The organism is Corallococcus macrosporus DSM 14697, from assembly GCF_002305895.1.
GTDB lineage: Bacteria > Myxococcota > Myxococcia > Myxococcales > Myxococcaceae > Myxococcus > Myxococcus macrosporus.
In genome coordinates this window covers 779,657-794,883 of record NZ_CP022203.1, presented here as the reverse complement: position 1 = coordinate 794,883, position 15,227 = coordinate 779,657, and the positions used below count along the sequence as shown (strand labels likewise).

Annotated in this window: 15 protein-coding genes; 7 read left to right on the top strand and 8 right to left on the bottom strand. The window is 69.8% G+C overall.

Annotation, left to right across the window (positions count from 1 at the left end; translation table 11 throughout):
- The first annotated feature begins 9 nt into the window (after nucleotides 1–9).
- The 4 genes from MYMAC_RS03395 to MYMAC_RS03380 all read left to right on the top strand — a co-directional run bounded on the left by MYMAC_RS03395 (nucleotide 10) and on the right by MYMAC_RS03380 (nucleotide 4,157).
- Nucleotides 10–783: a rhomboid family intramembrane serine protease gene (locus MYMAC_RS03395; protein ID WP_095957023.1), complete on the top strand. Its 774-nt coding sequence runs from the start codon at nucleotides 10–12 to the stop codon at nucleotides 781–783.
- 100 nt (nucleotides 784–883) lie between these two features.
- The gene (locus tag MYMAC_RS03390) at nucleotides 884–1,573 is read left to right on the top strand and encodes a hypothetical protein (protein ID WP_239989322.1); all 690 of its coding nucleotides are present in this window, start codon (nucleotides 884–886) and stop codon (nucleotides 1,571–1,573) included.
- Between the two features lie 122 nt (nucleotides 1,574–1,695).
- Nucleotides 1,696–3,417: an amidohydrolase gene (locus MYMAC_RS03385; protein ID WP_239989321.1), complete on the top strand. Its 1,722-nt coding sequence runs from the start codon at nucleotides 1,696–1,698 to the stop codon at nucleotides 3,415–3,417.
- Between the two features lie 170 nt (nucleotides 3,418–3,587).
- A complete protein-coding gene (locus MYMAC_RS03380) occupies nucleotides 3,588–4,157 on the top strand; it encodes a hypothetical protein (RefSeq protein WP_095957020.1) in 570 nt (189 codons plus the stop codon).
- A gap of 45 nt (nucleotides 4,158–4,202) precedes the next feature.
- Here MYMAC_RS03380 and MYMAC_RS03375 read toward each other — a convergent pair whose 3' ends face one another.
- The 3 genes from MYMAC_RS03375 to MYMAC_RS03365 all read right to left on the bottom strand — a co-directional run bounded on the left by MYMAC_RS03375 (nucleotide 4,203) and on the right by MYMAC_RS03365 (nucleotide 7,412).
- Nucleotides 4,203–4,649: a hypothetical protein gene (locus MYMAC_RS03375; protein WP_095957019.1), complete on the bottom strand. Its 447-nt coding sequence runs from the start codon at nucleotides 4,647–4,649 to the stop codon at nucleotides 4,203–4,205.
- A gap of 178 nt (nucleotides 4,650–4,827) precedes the next feature.
- Nucleotides 4,828–5,265 carry a hypothetical protein gene (locus MYMAC_RS03370; RefSeq protein ID WP_095957018.1) on the bottom strand — a complete coding sequence of 146 codons (438 nt, stop codon included), beginning with the start codon at nucleotides 5,263–5,265 and terminating at the stop codon, nucleotides 4,828–4,830.
- 131 nt (nucleotides 5,266–5,396) lie between these two features.
- Entirely contained in the window at nucleotides 5,397–7,412 is a 2,016-nt protein-coding gene (locus MYMAC_RS03365; RefSeq protein WP_095957017.1) for a hypothetical protein, read from the bottom strand.
- A 99-nt stretch (nucleotides 7,413–7,511) separates the two neighbouring features.
- On the opposite strand from MYMAC_RS03365, the gene MYMAC_RS03360 reads away from it, so the two are divergent.
- A complete protein-coding gene (locus tag MYMAC_RS03360; RefSeq protein ID WP_095957016.1) occupies nucleotides 7,512–8,750 on the top strand; it encodes a DUF6068 family protein in 1,239 nt (412 codons plus the stop codon).
- 11 nt (nucleotides 8,751–8,761) lie between these two features.
- Here MYMAC_RS03360 and MYMAC_RS03355 read toward each other — a convergent pair whose 3' ends face one another.
- The 4 genes from MYMAC_RS03355 to MYMAC_RS03340 form a co-directional block, all read right to left on the bottom strand.
- Nucleotides 8,762–10,603 (bottom strand): leucine-rich repeat domain-containing protein, encoded by a 1,842-nt coding sequence (locus MYMAC_RS03355; RefSeq protein WP_095957015.1) that lies wholly within the window; start codon nucleotides 10,601–10,603, stop codon nucleotides 8,762–8,764.
- 71 nt (nucleotides 10,604–10,674) lie between these two features.
- Nucleotides 10,675–11,112 carry an organic hydroperoxide resistance protein gene (locus tag MYMAC_RS03350; RefSeq protein ID WP_013936197.1) on the bottom strand — a complete coding sequence of 146 codons (438 nt, stop codon included), beginning with the start codon at nucleotides 11,110–11,112 and terminating at the stop codon, nucleotides 10,675–10,677.
- A 17-nt stretch (nucleotides 11,113–11,129) separates the two neighbouring features.
- Entirely contained in the window at nucleotides 11,130–11,585 is a 456-nt protein-coding gene (locus tag MYMAC_RS03345) for a MarR family winged helix-turn-helix transcriptional regulator (protein WP_204817351.1), read from the bottom strand.
- Nucleotides 11,586–11,692: 107 nt separating this feature from the next.
- Nucleotides 11,693–13,312 (bottom strand): S8 family serine peptidase, encoded by a 1,620-nt coding sequence (locus tag MYMAC_RS03340; RefSeq protein ID WP_095957013.1) that lies wholly within the window; start codon nucleotides 13,310–13,312, stop codon nucleotides 11,693–11,695.
- Between the two features lie 190 nt (nucleotides 13,313–13,502).
- On the opposite strand from MYMAC_RS03340, the gene MYMAC_RS03335 reads away from it, so the two are divergent.
- Nucleotides 13,503–14,288, top strand: a complete 786-nt coding sequence (locus MYMAC_RS03335) for a HipA family kinase (RefSeq protein WP_095957012.1) — start codon at nucleotides 13,503–13,505, stop codon at nucleotides 14,286–14,288.
- Nucleotides 14,266–14,682, top strand: a complete 417-nt coding sequence (locus MYMAC_RS03330) for a DUF3037 domain-containing protein (protein WP_013936201.1) — start codon at nucleotides 14,266–14,268, stop codon at nucleotides 14,680–14,682. The genes MYMAC_RS03335 and MYMAC_RS03330 overlap by 23 nt, the downstream gene beginning before the upstream one ends.
- On the opposite strand, the gene MYMAC_RS03325 is transcribed toward MYMAC_RS03330, so the two are convergent.
- Nucleotides 14,657–15,214, bottom strand: coding sequence for a hypothetical protein (locus tag MYMAC_RS03325; RefSeq protein ID WP_095957011.1), 558 nt, complete (start codon nucleotides 15,212–15,214; stop codon nucleotides 14,657–14,659). The two genes, MYMAC_RS03330 and MYMAC_RS03325, sit on opposite strands and share 26 nt — an antisense overlap.
- Between the last annotated feature and the right edge of the window lie 13 nt (nucleotides 15,215–15,227).

The following is a 15,227-nucleotide window of genomic DNA, read 5'->3' as shown; positions in this document are numbered from 1 at the left end:
AGCCCCACCATGATTCCCATCAGCGACGACAACCCGACCCTCCGCACCCCCGTCGTGACGTACCTGCTGCTCGGCACCATCGGCTTCGTCTGGGTCTTCATCCAGGGCGCGGGCCTGGACGCCTTCCGGCTGGCGGCCAGCGTCTGCAACCTGGGCATGGTGCCCGGCGAGCTGACGGGCAAGGCGGCGCTGGGCCTGCCCGTGCCACTGGGTGACGGGCTGGCGTGCGTGGTGGACGACGAGCCCATCAACGTCCTCACCCCCATCACCTCCATGTTCCTGCACGGCGGCTGGGGGCACCTGCTGGGCAACTGCCTCTTCTTCTGGGTCTTCGGCAACAACGTCGAGGACAGCATGGGCCGGCTGCGCTTCGTGGTGTTCTACCTGCTGTGCGGCCTGGCCGCGGCGGCGGCGCACCTGCTGGTGGACCCGGGCTCGCCGGTGCCCACGGTGGGCGCGTCCGGCGCCATCTCCGGCGTCATGGGCGCGTACCTGCTGCTCTACCCCCGGGTGCGGGTGAACATGCTGTTCATCATCGTCATCTTCATCCGCGTCTTCCCCGTGCCCGCGTGGGCCGTGCTGCTGTGGTGGTTCGGCGTGCAGCTCTTCAGCGGCCTGCCCCAGCTCAACACGGTGAGCGCGGAGGCGACCGGCGGCGTGGCCTTCTGGGCGCACATCGGCGGCTTCGTGACGGGCATGGCGCTCATCAAGCTGTTCCAGAACCCGCGCTACACGAACCAGCGCACGTCCATGCGCCACCGGCTCCACCCCAACCATCCGTGAGGTGCGCCTGCTTTTTGTGCATCCGTGAATTGCCAGACTTCGTCGAGCACTGCGTATCCAGGCTGTTGGGGCCAGACACCTGAAGGAAGCGCAGATGCGGATGAACACGATGAAGCGGCGGACGCTGGGACTGACGATGGGCGCGGTGTTCGCGCTCACGGCCTGTGGCACGGAGGGCATGGAGCCGGCGCAGCCGACCGAGGAAGCAGACGCGATGGAGCGCGTGGACGCGCAGGCGGCGGACGCGAAGCCGGTGGACATCATCGCGATGGAGAAGCAGTTGAAGGAGGCCAGCCTGGTGCCGCCGGAGCCGTGCACGGACCCGTCCTGCGAGCCCGGTGGCGGCGGTGACCCGAACTGGCCCTACTACACGCTGTTCTGGCGGGCGAACCTGCTGTCCCTGCGCTGCATCAGCGTGTCGGACATGGATGGCAAGGACGAGGCGTGGCTGGAGTCGGAGGTCAACGGCGACAACCAGTCCGACATCATCTGGAACAGCGACTACGTGTACCCGAACTCGGTGTTCAACTGGGACCCGCTGAACCCGCATCCGCCGTCGCTGCAGTTCACCACGAACTCGGTGGGCGCGGGCGGCAAGCTGGTGGCGCTCTGGGACCGGAGCGAGCACATCTTCGACCTGCAGGAGCAGATTGGCTGGACCACGCTGCGGGGCCAGACGGGCACCTTCACCACGACGCTGGAAGGCAATGGCGGCAAGTACGAGCTGACCTACCAGGTGCAGTCCACGGGCTGCTCGCCGCACTCGCAGCCGTGCCCCACCAACCTGTAACCGTGCAGTGACAGCAACACGCCCGGAAGGGGACGCCAGTGCTTGGCCTCCCCTTCCGGGTGCGCCAGAGTGTCGCGCCGGGCGCGCCAGGGATTGCGCGGGCTCCCAGACAGGTGCCAGACATGACGCTGCGACGACTCGGTGGTGGACTCCTCGGGGCGGTACTCCTCCTGACCAGCCTTTCAAGCTGCACCCGGCGCGTGCCGCCCGTGGATGACGGCCCGGGCCCCGCGCCCACGCCCACCGCCACCACGACGGTGTACGTGGCCCAGCGCATCCGGACGCTGGACCCGGCGAAGCCCCAGGTGCAGGCGCTGGCGGTGAAGGACGGCAAGGTGCTGGCCACCGGCACGCGGGAGGAGGTGCTCGCCGCCGCGGGCCAGGACGCGCGCGTGGTGGACCTGGGCAGCGCCACGGTGGTGCCGGGCCTCACCGACGCGCACGGGCACCTGGCGGGCCTGGGCCGCGGCCTGGTGACGGTGGACCTGCAGGGCGTGGACACGAAGGCGGAGGCGCTGGAGCGCGTCTCCTCCGCGCCGTCCTCCGCCTTCCAGGGCGAGTGGCTGCTGGGCCGCGGCTGGGACCAGAACGACTGGCCGGAGAAGACCTTCCCGTCGCGGGCGGACCTGGACGCGCGCTTCCCCACGCGGCCGGTGGCGCTGAGCCGCGTGGACGGGCACGCGCTGTGGGTCAACGGCGAGGCGCTGCGGCGCGCGGGCATCACCCGTGACACGAAGGACCCGGCGGGAGGCCGCATCCTCCGGGGTGAAGGCGGCGAGCCCACCGGCATCCTGGTGGACAACGCCATGGGGCTGATTGAGGCGGTGCTGCCCCCGGCCACGGATGCGCAGCACGCCGCGCAGTTGACGGCGGCGCTCAACCACGCCGCGCAGGTGGGCCTCACCGGCGTCCACGACGCGGGCATGGACCTGCGCACCTTCCGCCTGCTCCAGCGCTGGGACAAGGCGGGCACGCTGAAGCTGCGCGTCTACGCCATGGCGGATGGCCAGACGGCGGACCGCGAGACGTACCTGAAGGACGGCCCCCATGAGGGGAAGATGCTCACGCTGCGCGCGGTGAAGCTCTCCCTGGATGGCGCGCTGGGCAGCCGGGGCGCGGCGCTGCACCAGGACTACAGCGATGAGCCGGGCCACCGCGGCCTGCTGCTGCTGTCGCCCGAGGAGTACGAGGCGCGCGTGCGCGCCTTCATGGCGAAGGGCTTCCAGGTGTGCACGCACGCGATTGGCGACCGGGCCAACACGGTGGTGCTGGACGTGCTCTCGCGCGCGGCCGAGGCCACCGGCACGCGGCAGTCCGGCCGGCACCGCGTGGAGCACGCGCAAATCATGCGCCTGGAGGACATCGACCGGCTGGGGAGGAGCGGCTTCATCGCCAGCGTGCAGCCCACGCACGCCACCAGCGACATGCCCTGGGCGGAGGCGCGCGTGGGGCCGGAGCGCATCCGCGGCGCCTACGCGTGGCAGCGGCTGAAGGCGTCCGGCGCGGTGCTGGCGCTGGGCAGCGACTTCCCGGTGGAGCGGCCGAACGTGCTCGCGGGCCTGTACGCGGCGCGCACGCGCCAGGACCTCCGGGGCCTGCCGGAGGGCGGCTGGTACGGCGAGCAGCGGCTCAGCGGCCAGGAGGCGCTGGAGGGCTTCACCGTGGGCGCGGCGCACGCGTCCTTCGCGGAGGCCCGGCGCGGCCGGCTCCAGCCCGGCATGGACGCGGACTTCGTCGCGCTGTCGGTGGACCCGGTGGACGGGCCCGTCTCCGAGCTGCCCGGCGCCGAGGTGCGGCTGACGGTGGTGGCCGGCGAAGAGGTCCACCGCGCGTTCCAGCGCTGAGCACTCACCCGGGACAGGCCGGGAATCCGGGGCGCGACGTGGCTGTCGCGGGGGAAATGGCGTGCGCCGCTATTTCCGCCGTGTCGCGGAGTGCTCTAGCATACGGCTTTGCCGCAACCCGCCTGTGAGCCAAGGCCGGCTCACAGGTTGGAGCGGGGGGTATCGCAAGCGTGACAGCCTCACTGTCGGGAGTGAACTACAAGGGCTTCACCGTCCAGAACCTGCTGGCCTACGTGCACGAGCGCTTCGGCGAGGACACCGCGCGCACGGCCGTGGAGTCGCTGATTCCCGAGCTGCAACCCCACGCGGACCCGCGCACGACGCTGGCGGTGGGCTGGGTGCCGGTGGAGACGTACTTCGGCATCATCCAGCACGTGGTGGACAGGCACTTCGACGGGAAGCCGGAGGGGGCCCACACGGTGGGCTACGAAGTCACCCTGCGGGACATCCACTCCATCTTCAAGATGGTGCTGCGCTTCACCACGCCCACCATGGTGCTGGGCATGGCGCGGCGCATGTGGCGCTCCTACTGCGACCAGGGGGAGCTGGTGCACCAGGAGGAGAACGGCGCGGGCATGCTGCTGCTGCGCCAGTTCACCTACCGGACACCGGTGGCCCTCCACGAGATGGCGGGGGGCTTCAAGGCGTACCTGGAATGCTCCAGCGCCAAGAATCCGCGCGTGGAAATCGTGGAGCCGGACAAGGACGGGACGCTGCGCTGGCGCATCGTCTCCGGGTAGCGCGGGCCGCCGTTCAACGCGGCGGCCGCGCCAGGACGCGGCCGCTCAGCGCAGGCCCCTCACGAGCACCTCATCCAGCCGACCGATGAGCGGAGCCAGGTGCTCTGGAATGACGTTTGGATCCACGGTTGCCTGCCGCACCCCATCCGTGCCGGCGAGCTTGAGGAAGTACTGCCCCTGGTCCACGCATTCCGGGCACCCATACTGGGACTCCCACGCCTCGGTGCGCGACAGCGCCACGTCCTCCAGGAGGCCGTCCAACTCGGACTGCCACAGCAAGAACGGCCGTTTCGTCTCGAGCCTGCCCTTTCGCTCCGCGTAGGACACCTGGGCGGCGCCATCCGAGGCGACGTCGAGGCGGGCGTAACACACCCCAGCGCAGTTGCCGTAGCTCACCTCGAAGAGGGCCAGGAATGCGTTCTCGTCCGGTTCCCCCCCACTGTCACCACAGGCCATCAACAGCACTGCCAGCACCACGGCCTGAATTCGCATGTCGTCTCCTCGCAGGATGATTACGGGGCGTCAGCATGCCAACGACGCTCCGGCATCTGCATATCGGGCCTCGGCAATTTCCAGCCGAGACGTGCTTCCGAAGACCGGCATCCGGGTTCGGAGTCCCTGGGTTACAGGTCCGCCGTGTCATCGACACGCCGGCACAGGGCATGGTCGCTCAAGGCAGGCTGGCTCGGTACACGTCACGCAGACGGGTCATCAGCGGAGCCAGGTGCTCGGGCCAGAAGCTCGCGACAGGCTCCAACACCGTGCGCCGCTCGCCATCCGCATCGGAGAGCACAAGGATGAAGCGGTAGTTGTCGTAGCGGTTGGGGTCCTCATAGGAGGGCTCCCATTTCACGGTGCGAGCCAGCTCCACATCCGCCAGGAGTCCCTGGAGCTCGGGCTCCGTCAAAGTGACCGACCACGTCTGCGCGGGGAGATTCGGAGCCTCCATAGCGGACGCAACGCCGCTGCCGTCCGACGTGACCTCCAGGCCCCTGTCGCAATACTGGTAGTCCGGCAGGAAGCACACATCGAAGCGGGCAGTAAAATCCTCGTCGTCCCCGCCACAAGCCATCAACAGCACGGCCAGCACCACGGCCTGAACTCGCATGTCGTCTCCTCGCCTGATGATTACCGGGCGTCGGTGTGCCAACGACGCTCCGGCATCACCATATCGGGAGACCGAGGCGTCCACCTGCGACGCCCCGCCAGCACCCCGCCGACAGCTTCGAATCTCGCGGATTACAGGTCCGCCGTGTAGCTGAGCGCCTGGATGCGGCGGTTCAGCGCCTTCTGGGCCTCCTGCCGCTGTTTGACGAGCGCCTCCATCTCACGGGCGATGGCCTCCAGCCGGTCCTCCTGCTCGTTGAGCTTGGCCACGAAGCGGTCCGCCAGCTCGCGTTGCGAGGCGCCGCTCTTCAGCGACTCGATGTTGGAGCGGATGCGCTCCTGGTCCCGGAAGAGCTGGTTGCGCTCCTCCTGGAGGCGCTGCTCGTCCTTCGCCAGCGCGTCCACCTGCTCGCGCTGCGCGACGACCTCCTTCAGCAGGCCCGCCATCTTCTCGTCCACGAAGCGCTGCGACACGAAGTAGGTGACCTGGTCCAACCCCATGCTGGAGATGAGGTACTGGCGCTGCCCCCGCGTGCGCTCGGTGACGGTGAACGACTCCTGCGCCCCCGCCGCCAGCTCCCGCTTGAAGCGCCAGAAGCCCTCCGTCGTCTCCGCGGGCTCCGGCGCGTCCTTGGCCAGCTCCCAGCCCTGGCGCGGGTGCTCCACGTACAGCACCTGCGCCCGCTGCGCCTTGTTGCGCGACAGGTAGGTGGTGCGCCGCACGTGGAAGTACTCCGCCACCAGCATCCCGGCGTTCACCACCACGCGGAACACCGGCCCATCCTCGGTGAGGTCTTCAATCGACACCACGCACCCCAGCTCCACCGCGTAGGGCACGAAGCGCCGGTCGTTCGGCTTCATCGTGTCGAGCATCGCCTCGCCCACGTAGCGCTCGTCCTCCGTCACCGTCACCGGGCCGCCCTCCAACGTCAGGCCCGTGGTGTTCTTCAGCTCGATGCACGCCATGGGGTTCTTCTCCCGCGTGGCCCGGTTGTAGAGGAGCACCCGCTTGCCCTCGAAGGGCTTGTGCAGAATCGGCACCAGCGCGCTCTGGTTGCGGTGCACCGTCACCGGCCGGTCCACGCCGTACTCGAAGAGGTCTCCGACTTCCCGGGTGAGCGTCGTCACCGGGGCGCTCTTCTCCATCACCTCGCGCAGCTTCGGGCCGCCACTGCCTGGGCCGCCCACGGGCACCTGCCCTCCTCGCTCCGCGCGCGAGCGGCGCGGCGCGGCCGCGGGCGCCGGAGCGGGCATCGCGGACATCATCGGCGCGGCCAGCTCCGCGTCCCTCAGCATGTCCGCGGCGCTCCCGAAGCTCTCCTCCGGAATCACCGGCGCGGCGGCGGCCTCCGTCTTCACCTCCACCACCGGCCGCTTCATGTACCGGGGGTTGTAGAGGTCATGCACGAAGGACACCGGCAGCCCGGCGATGAGCGACAGCTTCACGTCCACCCAGTCCTCGTCTCCGGTGTTGTCCACCAGCGCCCAGCCCTGGAGCAGCGGCGGCTCGCCCTCGTCCAGGAGGATGCGGTAGCTCGTCTTCCACACCGGCGACTCCACCACGTAGCTGACGAACAGCTCGCGCTCGCCCTGGCCCGAGGTGAGGATGGCCATCCGCTTGGAGTCCTTCTTGTACGAGGACAACACCGTGGCCAGGTAGAACTCCAAATCCTTGCGCACGGCCTCGTCCAGGAACTCCAGCTCGGACACGTCCAGGATGTCGAAGGTGCGCAGCGAGGCGCCCACCAGCAACGACAGGAACGGACGCATCAAGGCCGTCTCGCCCGTCGCCACCGCCAGCGAGTCCAGGCCGATGATGGAGCCCTCCACCTGCGCGCCGCCCACGCGCACCCGCACGCGCGCGCCCTTGATTTGCCCCAGCAGCGCCGTGAGGCTGCCGTCCTCCGGGATGCGGATGGTGGCCTCCGCCAGGAGCTGCTCCAGCGGCTTCGTGGAGTCGTAGCTCACCGCCGACACCGAGCCGCCCGACAAATCCAACACCGTCAGCGACTTCAGCACGTCGTTCATGTCGCGCGCCTTGAAGTCCAGGTGGAGCGTGTCGTTGCCGCTCACCTTTCCCCGGCGCTCGAAATAGCCGACGCCATGCTTGTAGAGGACGACACGACGGATGCGCAGGTTCGAGCTCATGGGACGCGGAACTCCAGAAAGTTGGGGGCAGGCCAGCGCCCCGGTGTATCAAGGTCCGACAGGGGTGACGCAATGCCCCTCACCATCGAGGTTGCCCGAATGCGAAAGCCTGTCGCCGCCTCCCTGTCCCGCCCCGCGATGCTGTGCGCCGCCCTGGCCCTGGGCACGAGCTGCAAGAGCGTGGAGCCCCACACCACGCCCTCCGACGGCACCACCGCGCCGCCGGAAGTTTCCACCCCGGCCCCCGTGACGGAGACGGCGACAGAGGCGGAGGCGGAGGCGGAGGCGGAGGCACCAACGCGGCGCGGCAACTCGCTCTGGCTGAATGCGCGCGTGGGGGACCGCGTGGCGTATTCCTTCTCCGCCAACCGCAAGGCCATGGGCCGGCAGGCGCCCGGCACCGTGCCCTCGGCCGCGGTGGCTGGCGTGGTGACGCTGGAGGTCTCCGCGGTGGAGCTGCCCTGGGTCTGGGTGACGCTCTACTTCACCGAGGACGGCGGCGCGCCATCGCGGCAGCCCCTGCTGGCGCGTCCGCTGGTGATGCCCGTGCGCGCGGATGAGTCGCGTGCGCTGGACGCCCCCCGTGAAGGCAAGCAGAGCACCGAACAGCTCGCCGCCGCGGGCCGCCAGTGGGAGGCGAAGCGGTACCTGAATGACAAGCGGTCGTTCGACGGTCCTCTGGAGAACCGCCTCTACGCGGCGACGCCGGGGCCGCTGTACCTCACCAATGGCCTGCTCGACGCGAGCACCACGCTGTCGGGCTTCGGCACGGGCGGCGGCTCCCAGCTCACCCTGGTGGAGGCGCGCCAGGGACAGGAGGGTGGCACCGGCCTGCCGCCCACGCTCGCCCGTCCCTGGGGGCCGGGCACCTGGTTCGACGTGCAGGTGGGGGAGGACACCACGTCGGTGATGCGCACCTGCCAGGCCGCGGAGCGAGGCTTCCTCCTGCGTCAGCAGGTGACGCCGTCCAAGACAGGCGCGGCGTGCCCGGACTTCACCCAGGCGGACGCCGTGCCTCTGGAGGAAGCGGTGCTGGCGCGCATCTGGGAGTCCCTCGACGTCCGGCAGTGGCCCCCGTCTCCCACGGGCCTCGCGCCGGCCAGGAGCGAGACCGTGACGGTGGGCGCGCACCGCGTTCCGGCGCTTCGCTTCGAGACGCCACAGCCCCAGATGAACAACGTCCAGGTCCAGGTCTATGCCGCCGACCCCTGGGACGAGGCACTCTCCGGGCTGGCCCACGAGGCGCGCTTCCAGCCGCTGCTCGACCAGCTCATGCCTGCCGGTGGAGGCATGCAGCTCCTGGACTGGGGCGTGTGGGTGCCGGGCGGTACGCCGTAGGCCCCTCGTGGCTAGGCTCGCGCGCGCTCGTCGAACAGCGCGCGCAGGCCGTCCACGAGCGCGTTCGCACCGTACGGCGTGCCCAGCGTGTCGAGCGCGTCCCGGAGCGCACCGAACAGCGCCCGCGCATGCTCCGGGTTCCTTTCGCTCCGGTCGATGACGTGGCCCACCCTTTCAATCTGGTGCTTCCAGGTAGCCAGCACGCCTTCGTAGGACGCGGGGACGGGGACAGCGCTTTCGAGCAGGAGGCCGACCAGCGCGATGACGTCGGTGAAGTCGTACCGCCGCGTCTTCGCGTCGTAGAAGTCCACGAGGTGGACGGTGTCATGCGCGAACCAGAAGCGCACGAAGTCCGCGGCGGTCTGCTTCGCGTGCTCCAGGTCGACCTCCACCAACGGGTGCAGCGCCTTGTCGACGTCGGTGATGAGCGAGTCCTGGATGCTCACCCGCTGCAAGCGCTTGCTGTCGAACGCGCGCGCCGGCAGCGAGCGCAAGAAGGTGCCCTTGAACTCCACCACCTCCAGCTTCGGCAGGCGGGTGAGGACCTCGGGGAAGTCGCGGAGCAGCTTCACCTTGGCCCAGCCGCCGAACGAGGCGCGCACGTACGAATAGGGATTGTTGATGAGGTTGAGGGTGCGCAGCTCGGTGCAGCGCGCCAGGGAGTCCGGGAGCCGCCAGAGGCAGTTGGCCTCCAGGTCCAGGTGGACGAGCTTCTCCAGGTTGCCAATCGACTCGGGCAGCTCCTGCAGGCCGTTGCCATTCAGCCGCAGCTCTCTCAGCTCCGTGAGCTGCCCCAGCTCCTCGGGGAGCGTGCGCAGCGTGTTCCCCGTCAGGTCGAGCTTCTCCAGCCGGCGGAACTGGAACAGCTCCGCGGGCAGGACGCTGAGATTCTTGCGGGTCAGCGCGAGGCTCTTGAGCTTCTCCGGCGCCTCCAGCTTCTTGGCCATCTGCTTGCGGAACTCGGCGCGAACGCTCACCGGCGCGTCCAGCAGGATGGGCTTTCGCGCCGCCACACGCTCGCGCGCGAGTGAGAGGTCCACCTGTTCCTCCGCCTTCTTGAGGACACCGGCGACGAAGACGCCCTTGGCATCGTGCGGGTCGCTCGCGTCTTCCACGCCGTCCGTCACCGGGAAGATGCTGGCGCCCCACCCCAGGTAGCGCAGGGCATTCGTCTTTCCAGCGACCGTGACAGCGTGCTCGGTGGCCACGATGCGCGCGTCGAGGTCGCCCCCCACGTCGAGGTGGCCGTGGTTGTAGACGCCCACCAGCTCACCCGTGCGAACGCTCCCGTTGACGCGAATCTGGGAGCCACCGACGCCGATACCCCTGGCGACGAGCGCGCCTTCCACCTGCAGGAAGGGCCCGGTGTCGTCCTCGAAGTTGAGCAGGCTGCCCTCGATGGTGAGCGCGCCTCGGATGAGGAGCCCCACATACGGAGAAGGCGCGTCCTTCTCGGGGGCCAGCAGGCCGAACCCTTCATCCAGGACGAGGTCGTGCGGAACGACCAGGTCACCGTCGAACACGAGCACGCGAGCGTCGGCGGGCTCGGCGTTGTCCGCGACCTTCAGCTCCGCGTGCACCTCCGAGAGAGGGACCGCGCGGAGCCCCAGCTCCGAGGAGAAGTACCCCTTCTCCACCTTCGCCTGGAGGCTCTTGTCGCAGAAGGCGACCGCCTCGGCTTCGGTCCCGAACGTCTTCTCGGTCTGCTTCGACTTCCCGCCGAGCGGGCCTTCCCGCAGCGTCACGACCGTGCCGCCGCGCTCGAAGGACCAGCTTCGCTCCGCCCCCTTCTCCCGGGCGATGAGGGCGAGGGAGGCGCGTGGCGCGGGAGCGGGCAGCGAGGTGTTCGGCATCGCTGCCCTATACCAACTCCCACGCGCCGCGCACGAACGTTCGTTAGGCGCGACGCGTGGCCCGCGCGCGGCTACCCGGCGACGGAGACCTTCACGTCGATGTTGCCGCGCGTGGCCTTCGAGTACGGGCACACCTGGTGGGCCGCCTCCATGAGCTGCTGGGCCTCCTCGTTCGGGATGCCCGGCAGGAGGCCCTGGAGCTCCACCGCGAGCCCGAAGCCGCCGTCCGGCGTCTTGCCGATGGTGACGGTGGCGCGCACGCCCGCGTCGCTGCCCAGGCTCTTCCCCTGCATGCGCGCCACCAGCCGCAGCGCGCTCTCGAAGCAGGCGGAGTAGCCCGCGGCGAAGAGCTGCTCCGGGTTGGTGACGGCGCCTCCCGCGCCGCCCAGCGCCTTGGGCATGGCCAGGGGCAGGTCCAGGACGCCGTCCTCGGACTTCACGCGGCCATCGCGGCCTCCGTGGGTGGTGGCGGCGGTGCTGTACAGGGGGCTGATGGCGACGGGAGCCATGGTGTTCTCCTTGGGCGTTACTTCGAGGAATCAACGTGGGACCGCGAAAGCACTTCGAAAAGCCGCATGACGTCGCGGCGCAGGCGGGTCGCCTCCTCCAGCGTCAGCCCCAGCTTGCAGGCCATCGCCTCGGGAATGGACGCGGCCTTGCGGCGCAGGGCCCGTCCTCCGGACGTCAGGTGGATGCGCACCGAGCGCGCGTCCTCCGCGCTCCGCTCCCGCCGCACCAGCCCCTGGGACTCCATCCGCTTGAGCAGCGGCGTGAGCGTCCCCGAGTCCAGGTACAGCCGCTCCCCCATCCCCTTCACCGTCTCACCGTCCGTCTCCCACAGCACCAGGAGCACCAGGTACTGCGGGTACGTCAGGCCCAGCTTCGACAGCAGCGGCGCATACGCCTGCGTCATGGCCCGGGCCGCCGCGTAGAGCGGGAAGCAGAGCTGCCGGTCCAGGCTGAGCGGGTCATCCAGCGACATGGGAGATAAGTAGGGCGCAATTAAATTGTGCGCAACCAAATCGGACACGAAAAAGCTCCCGGCGCCTGGGCACCGGGAGCTGCTCGCTGCGTCCGCTCAGGTCCGGCTCAGCGCCCGGCGACCGTGGTGTCGTCGTCGAGCGTGGCCTTGGCGGCGGCGACGGCGGCCTCGATGTCCAGCTTGCCGCTGGTGCTGACCTTGCCCTTGAGGTCGGAGTCCACCTCCACCGTCTGCACCAGCAGGTCGCGCACCTGGGCGGCCGTCAGGTTGGGGTTCTCGGCGAACATCAGCGCCGCGGCGCCCGCCACCGTCGGGGTGGCCATGGAGGTGCCGCTCATCTCCTCCCAGCGGCCGCCCGGGACGGTGCTCAGCACGTCCTCACCCACCGCGGCCAGTTCCACGACCTTGTCTCCGTGGGAGGAGAACCTCGCGAGCTTGTCGTTGTTCTTGTCCATGGACGCCACGGTGATGACGTTGGGCAGGTCGATGTTGGCGGGCATGTCCGGCACGTCGTTCAGGTTGCTGCCGTTGCCGTTCGCCGTGGCCGCGACGAGGAGGATGTCCGCGTCGGCCAGCTTCTGCACCGCGTCCGTCCAGCGCTTCACGTCCGCCGGGTTGCGGTACTCGTTGCCGAAGCTGGCGTTGACGGCGCGGATGTTCACGCCGTGCTCGGTCTTCATCTTCACCATGTAGTCGACGCCGCGCTCGAAGTTGGTGAGCAGGTCCGCGCCGTTGTACAGGCCGCCCAGGCTCATGATCTTCGCCTTGCCCGCGGCGACGCCGGTGTTGCCCTCGCCGTTGTCCTCGGCGGCGATGATGCCGGCCACGTGCGTGCCGTGGTCCGTGCCGCTGCCGCGCATCACGTCGCCGCTGTTGTAGCCGACGTTGTAGCCGTAGATGTCGTCCTTGACGCCGTTGCCGTCGTTGTCGACGCCGTCACCCGCGACCTCGTTCGGGTTGACCCACATCGCGTCATCCAGGTCGGAGTGCTTGAAGTCCACGCCGCCGTCGAACACGGCGATGACCGGCGGGCCGGAGAGCGGCTTCTGCGGCTCCTCGATGGGGCCCGGGCCCGTCGCATGGCCCGCGGCGTCCAGGCTCCAGCTCTTCAGGGTGCCGGTGTCGCGGCGGGCCTTGTCCTCGACGGAGAGCGTCCAGGTGCCCTTGGTGGACTCGCCCTTGAAGGCGGCCAGGTCGAAGCTACCCTGGATGTTGTCCGCGCTGCCGCCCGTGCGGTTGTGGAGGGTCTCCGTCTTGCCGGAGGGGCTGGTCAGCTTGACGACCAGGTCACCCTTGTAGGTGTGCGCCAGGTCCAGGTTCAGCTTCAGCGAGTCCAGCTTCACGTCCTGGTCGAAGGACACGGTGGACGTGGTCGTCTGGAGGTCGTTCACCTTCGCGTTGGGCGTGGCGGACGCCTTCAGCGTGACCGGGGCCCGGGCCGCGCTGTCCGCGAAGGGCCGGACGGCGACGTGGCCGGAGCCGAAGGTGAAGGCCGTGGCCGGCAGCGCGGACGGGGTGCCCGGCGGCAGGCCCGTGGGGCGGTCCACGAAGTTGCCCTTCGGGCGGTCCACGAAGTTGGAGCCCCGCGCGCCCCCCGACTCGAAGCCGTCCTTCGCCGTCTGGGCCGGCGCCTTCTCCACGGGCCTGGCCGCGGCGGCCGGCCTGGCCGTGTCGCTGGGGCGGGTGGACTGCGACACGGGCGACTTCGGCTTGCGAGAGATTTCCATGGTGGGGGTGCTCCGTGGGGGGCAGAAAAAAACGCCGATAATTGATTGTCGCATTGTGTCGGACAAAGTTTCCAGCGCCCGGCCATTAGCGGCGTCAGCGCCTCCCCACCCCGGCCGCCATGCTACATGCCGCGACGCGGCCCGGCGGGCGTCCAGGGACGACGCCAGGAGCGAGGATGGGAGAGCGGAAATGCCAAGGACGGTCACCGCCACGCGCTACGTGACGCCACTGAGGGAGGGCGGCTCGCTGCCGGCCATCATCGAGGCGGACGACGCGGGGCTCTACGTCGTGAAGTTCCGGGGCGCGGGCCAGGGCGCCAAGGCGCTCATCGCCGAGCTCATCGCCGGGGAGCTGGCCCGGGAGCTGGGACTGCGGGTGCCGGAGCTCGTACTGGTGGAGTTGGACCCGGCGCTGGGGCGCAACGAGCCGGACTCCGAGATTCGCGAGCTGCTCAAGGCCAGCGCGGGCCTCAACCTGGCGCTGGACTACCTCCCGGCGTCGGTGACGTTCGACCCGGTGGCGGACCCCGCGCCCTCCGCGGCGGAGGCGTCCGGCATCGTCGCGTTCGACGCGTACATCACCAACGTGGACCGCACGCCGCGCAACCCCAACATGCTGACCTGGCACCGGCACCTGTGGCTCATCGACCACGGGGCGTCGCTGTACTTCCACCATTCCTGGGACGACTGGGAGGCGCGCAGCCAGGGCCGCTTCGCGCCCATCAGGGACCACGTGCTGCTGCCGTGGGCCACCGCGCTGACGGAGGCCGGCCAGCAGCTTGGCGCGCGCGTCACCCAGGAGGTGGTGGAGCGCATCGTGGGCGCCATTCCGGAGGCGTGGCTCACGAGCACCGAGTCCCCCTTCCCCACCGCCGAGGCCCACCGCGCCGCCTACACCACCTGGCTGCTGCGCCGGCTGGAAGCGGTGCCCGCGTTCATCGAGGAGGCGGACCGTGCCCGCGCCCAGCTCGTTTGATTACGCCATCATCCGCGTCGTCCCGCGCGTGGAGCGCGAGGAGTTCATCAACGCGGGCGTCGTGCTCTTCTGCGCCACCCAGCGCTTCCTGGGCGTGCGCGTGGAGCCGGATGAGGCGCGGCTGAGGGCGCTGTGGCCCGAGGCGGACGTGGACATGATTCGCGGCCACCTGGAGAGCTTCCGCCGCGTGTGCGAGGGCGGGAAGGGCTCGGGGCCCATTGGCCGGCTGTCCCAGAAGGAGCGCTGGCACTGGGTGGTGGCGCCGCGCAGCACCATCATCCAGACGGGGCCGGTGCACTCCGGGCTGTGCGCCGAGCCCCAGGCGGCGCTGGAGCACCTGCTGGACACGGTGGTGCGGCTGAAGCGCGCTACCGCGTCACCCGGCGGCCCGTGAAGCGGAGGGCGGACGCGCAGCCGGAGGCAATCGAGGCGCCGGTGATGGGGTCCTGCTCGACGTGCTCGTTGCGGACCCAGACGGTGCCCTGGATGGTGTCATCCAGGTCCTTGGTGTTGATGGAGATGCGGAAGGCGTGCTCGTTGCCCAGGGGGAACAGCGCGTGGTCCTCCTCCAGGCGCGTCTGGATGTGGAGGAAATGGTAGCCGCCGTCCGCGCCCGCCGAGCCCGTGAGCACGTCCGGCGCGCCGTCGCCGTTGATGACGTAGGCGTTGTTCGGCGTCTCGAAGTCGATGTCGGGGAGCTCCAGGGACATCGAGTCCATGTCGCCCCGGCGAATCATCCAGCGCTGCTGCGCCGCGAGGCCCACCGCGGGGCCCTGGGCGGGTTGGACGTATTCGGAGCACTCCGTGGGCACGTTGGCCAGCGTCTCCGCGTCCAGCGTCACGTCGTAGACGTACGTGTCGTCCTCGCCGCATCCGGTGAGCGCCACCACCACGGCGGCCACCAGCCCCCATGTCATTCCACGCATGCGTGTTGCCTCG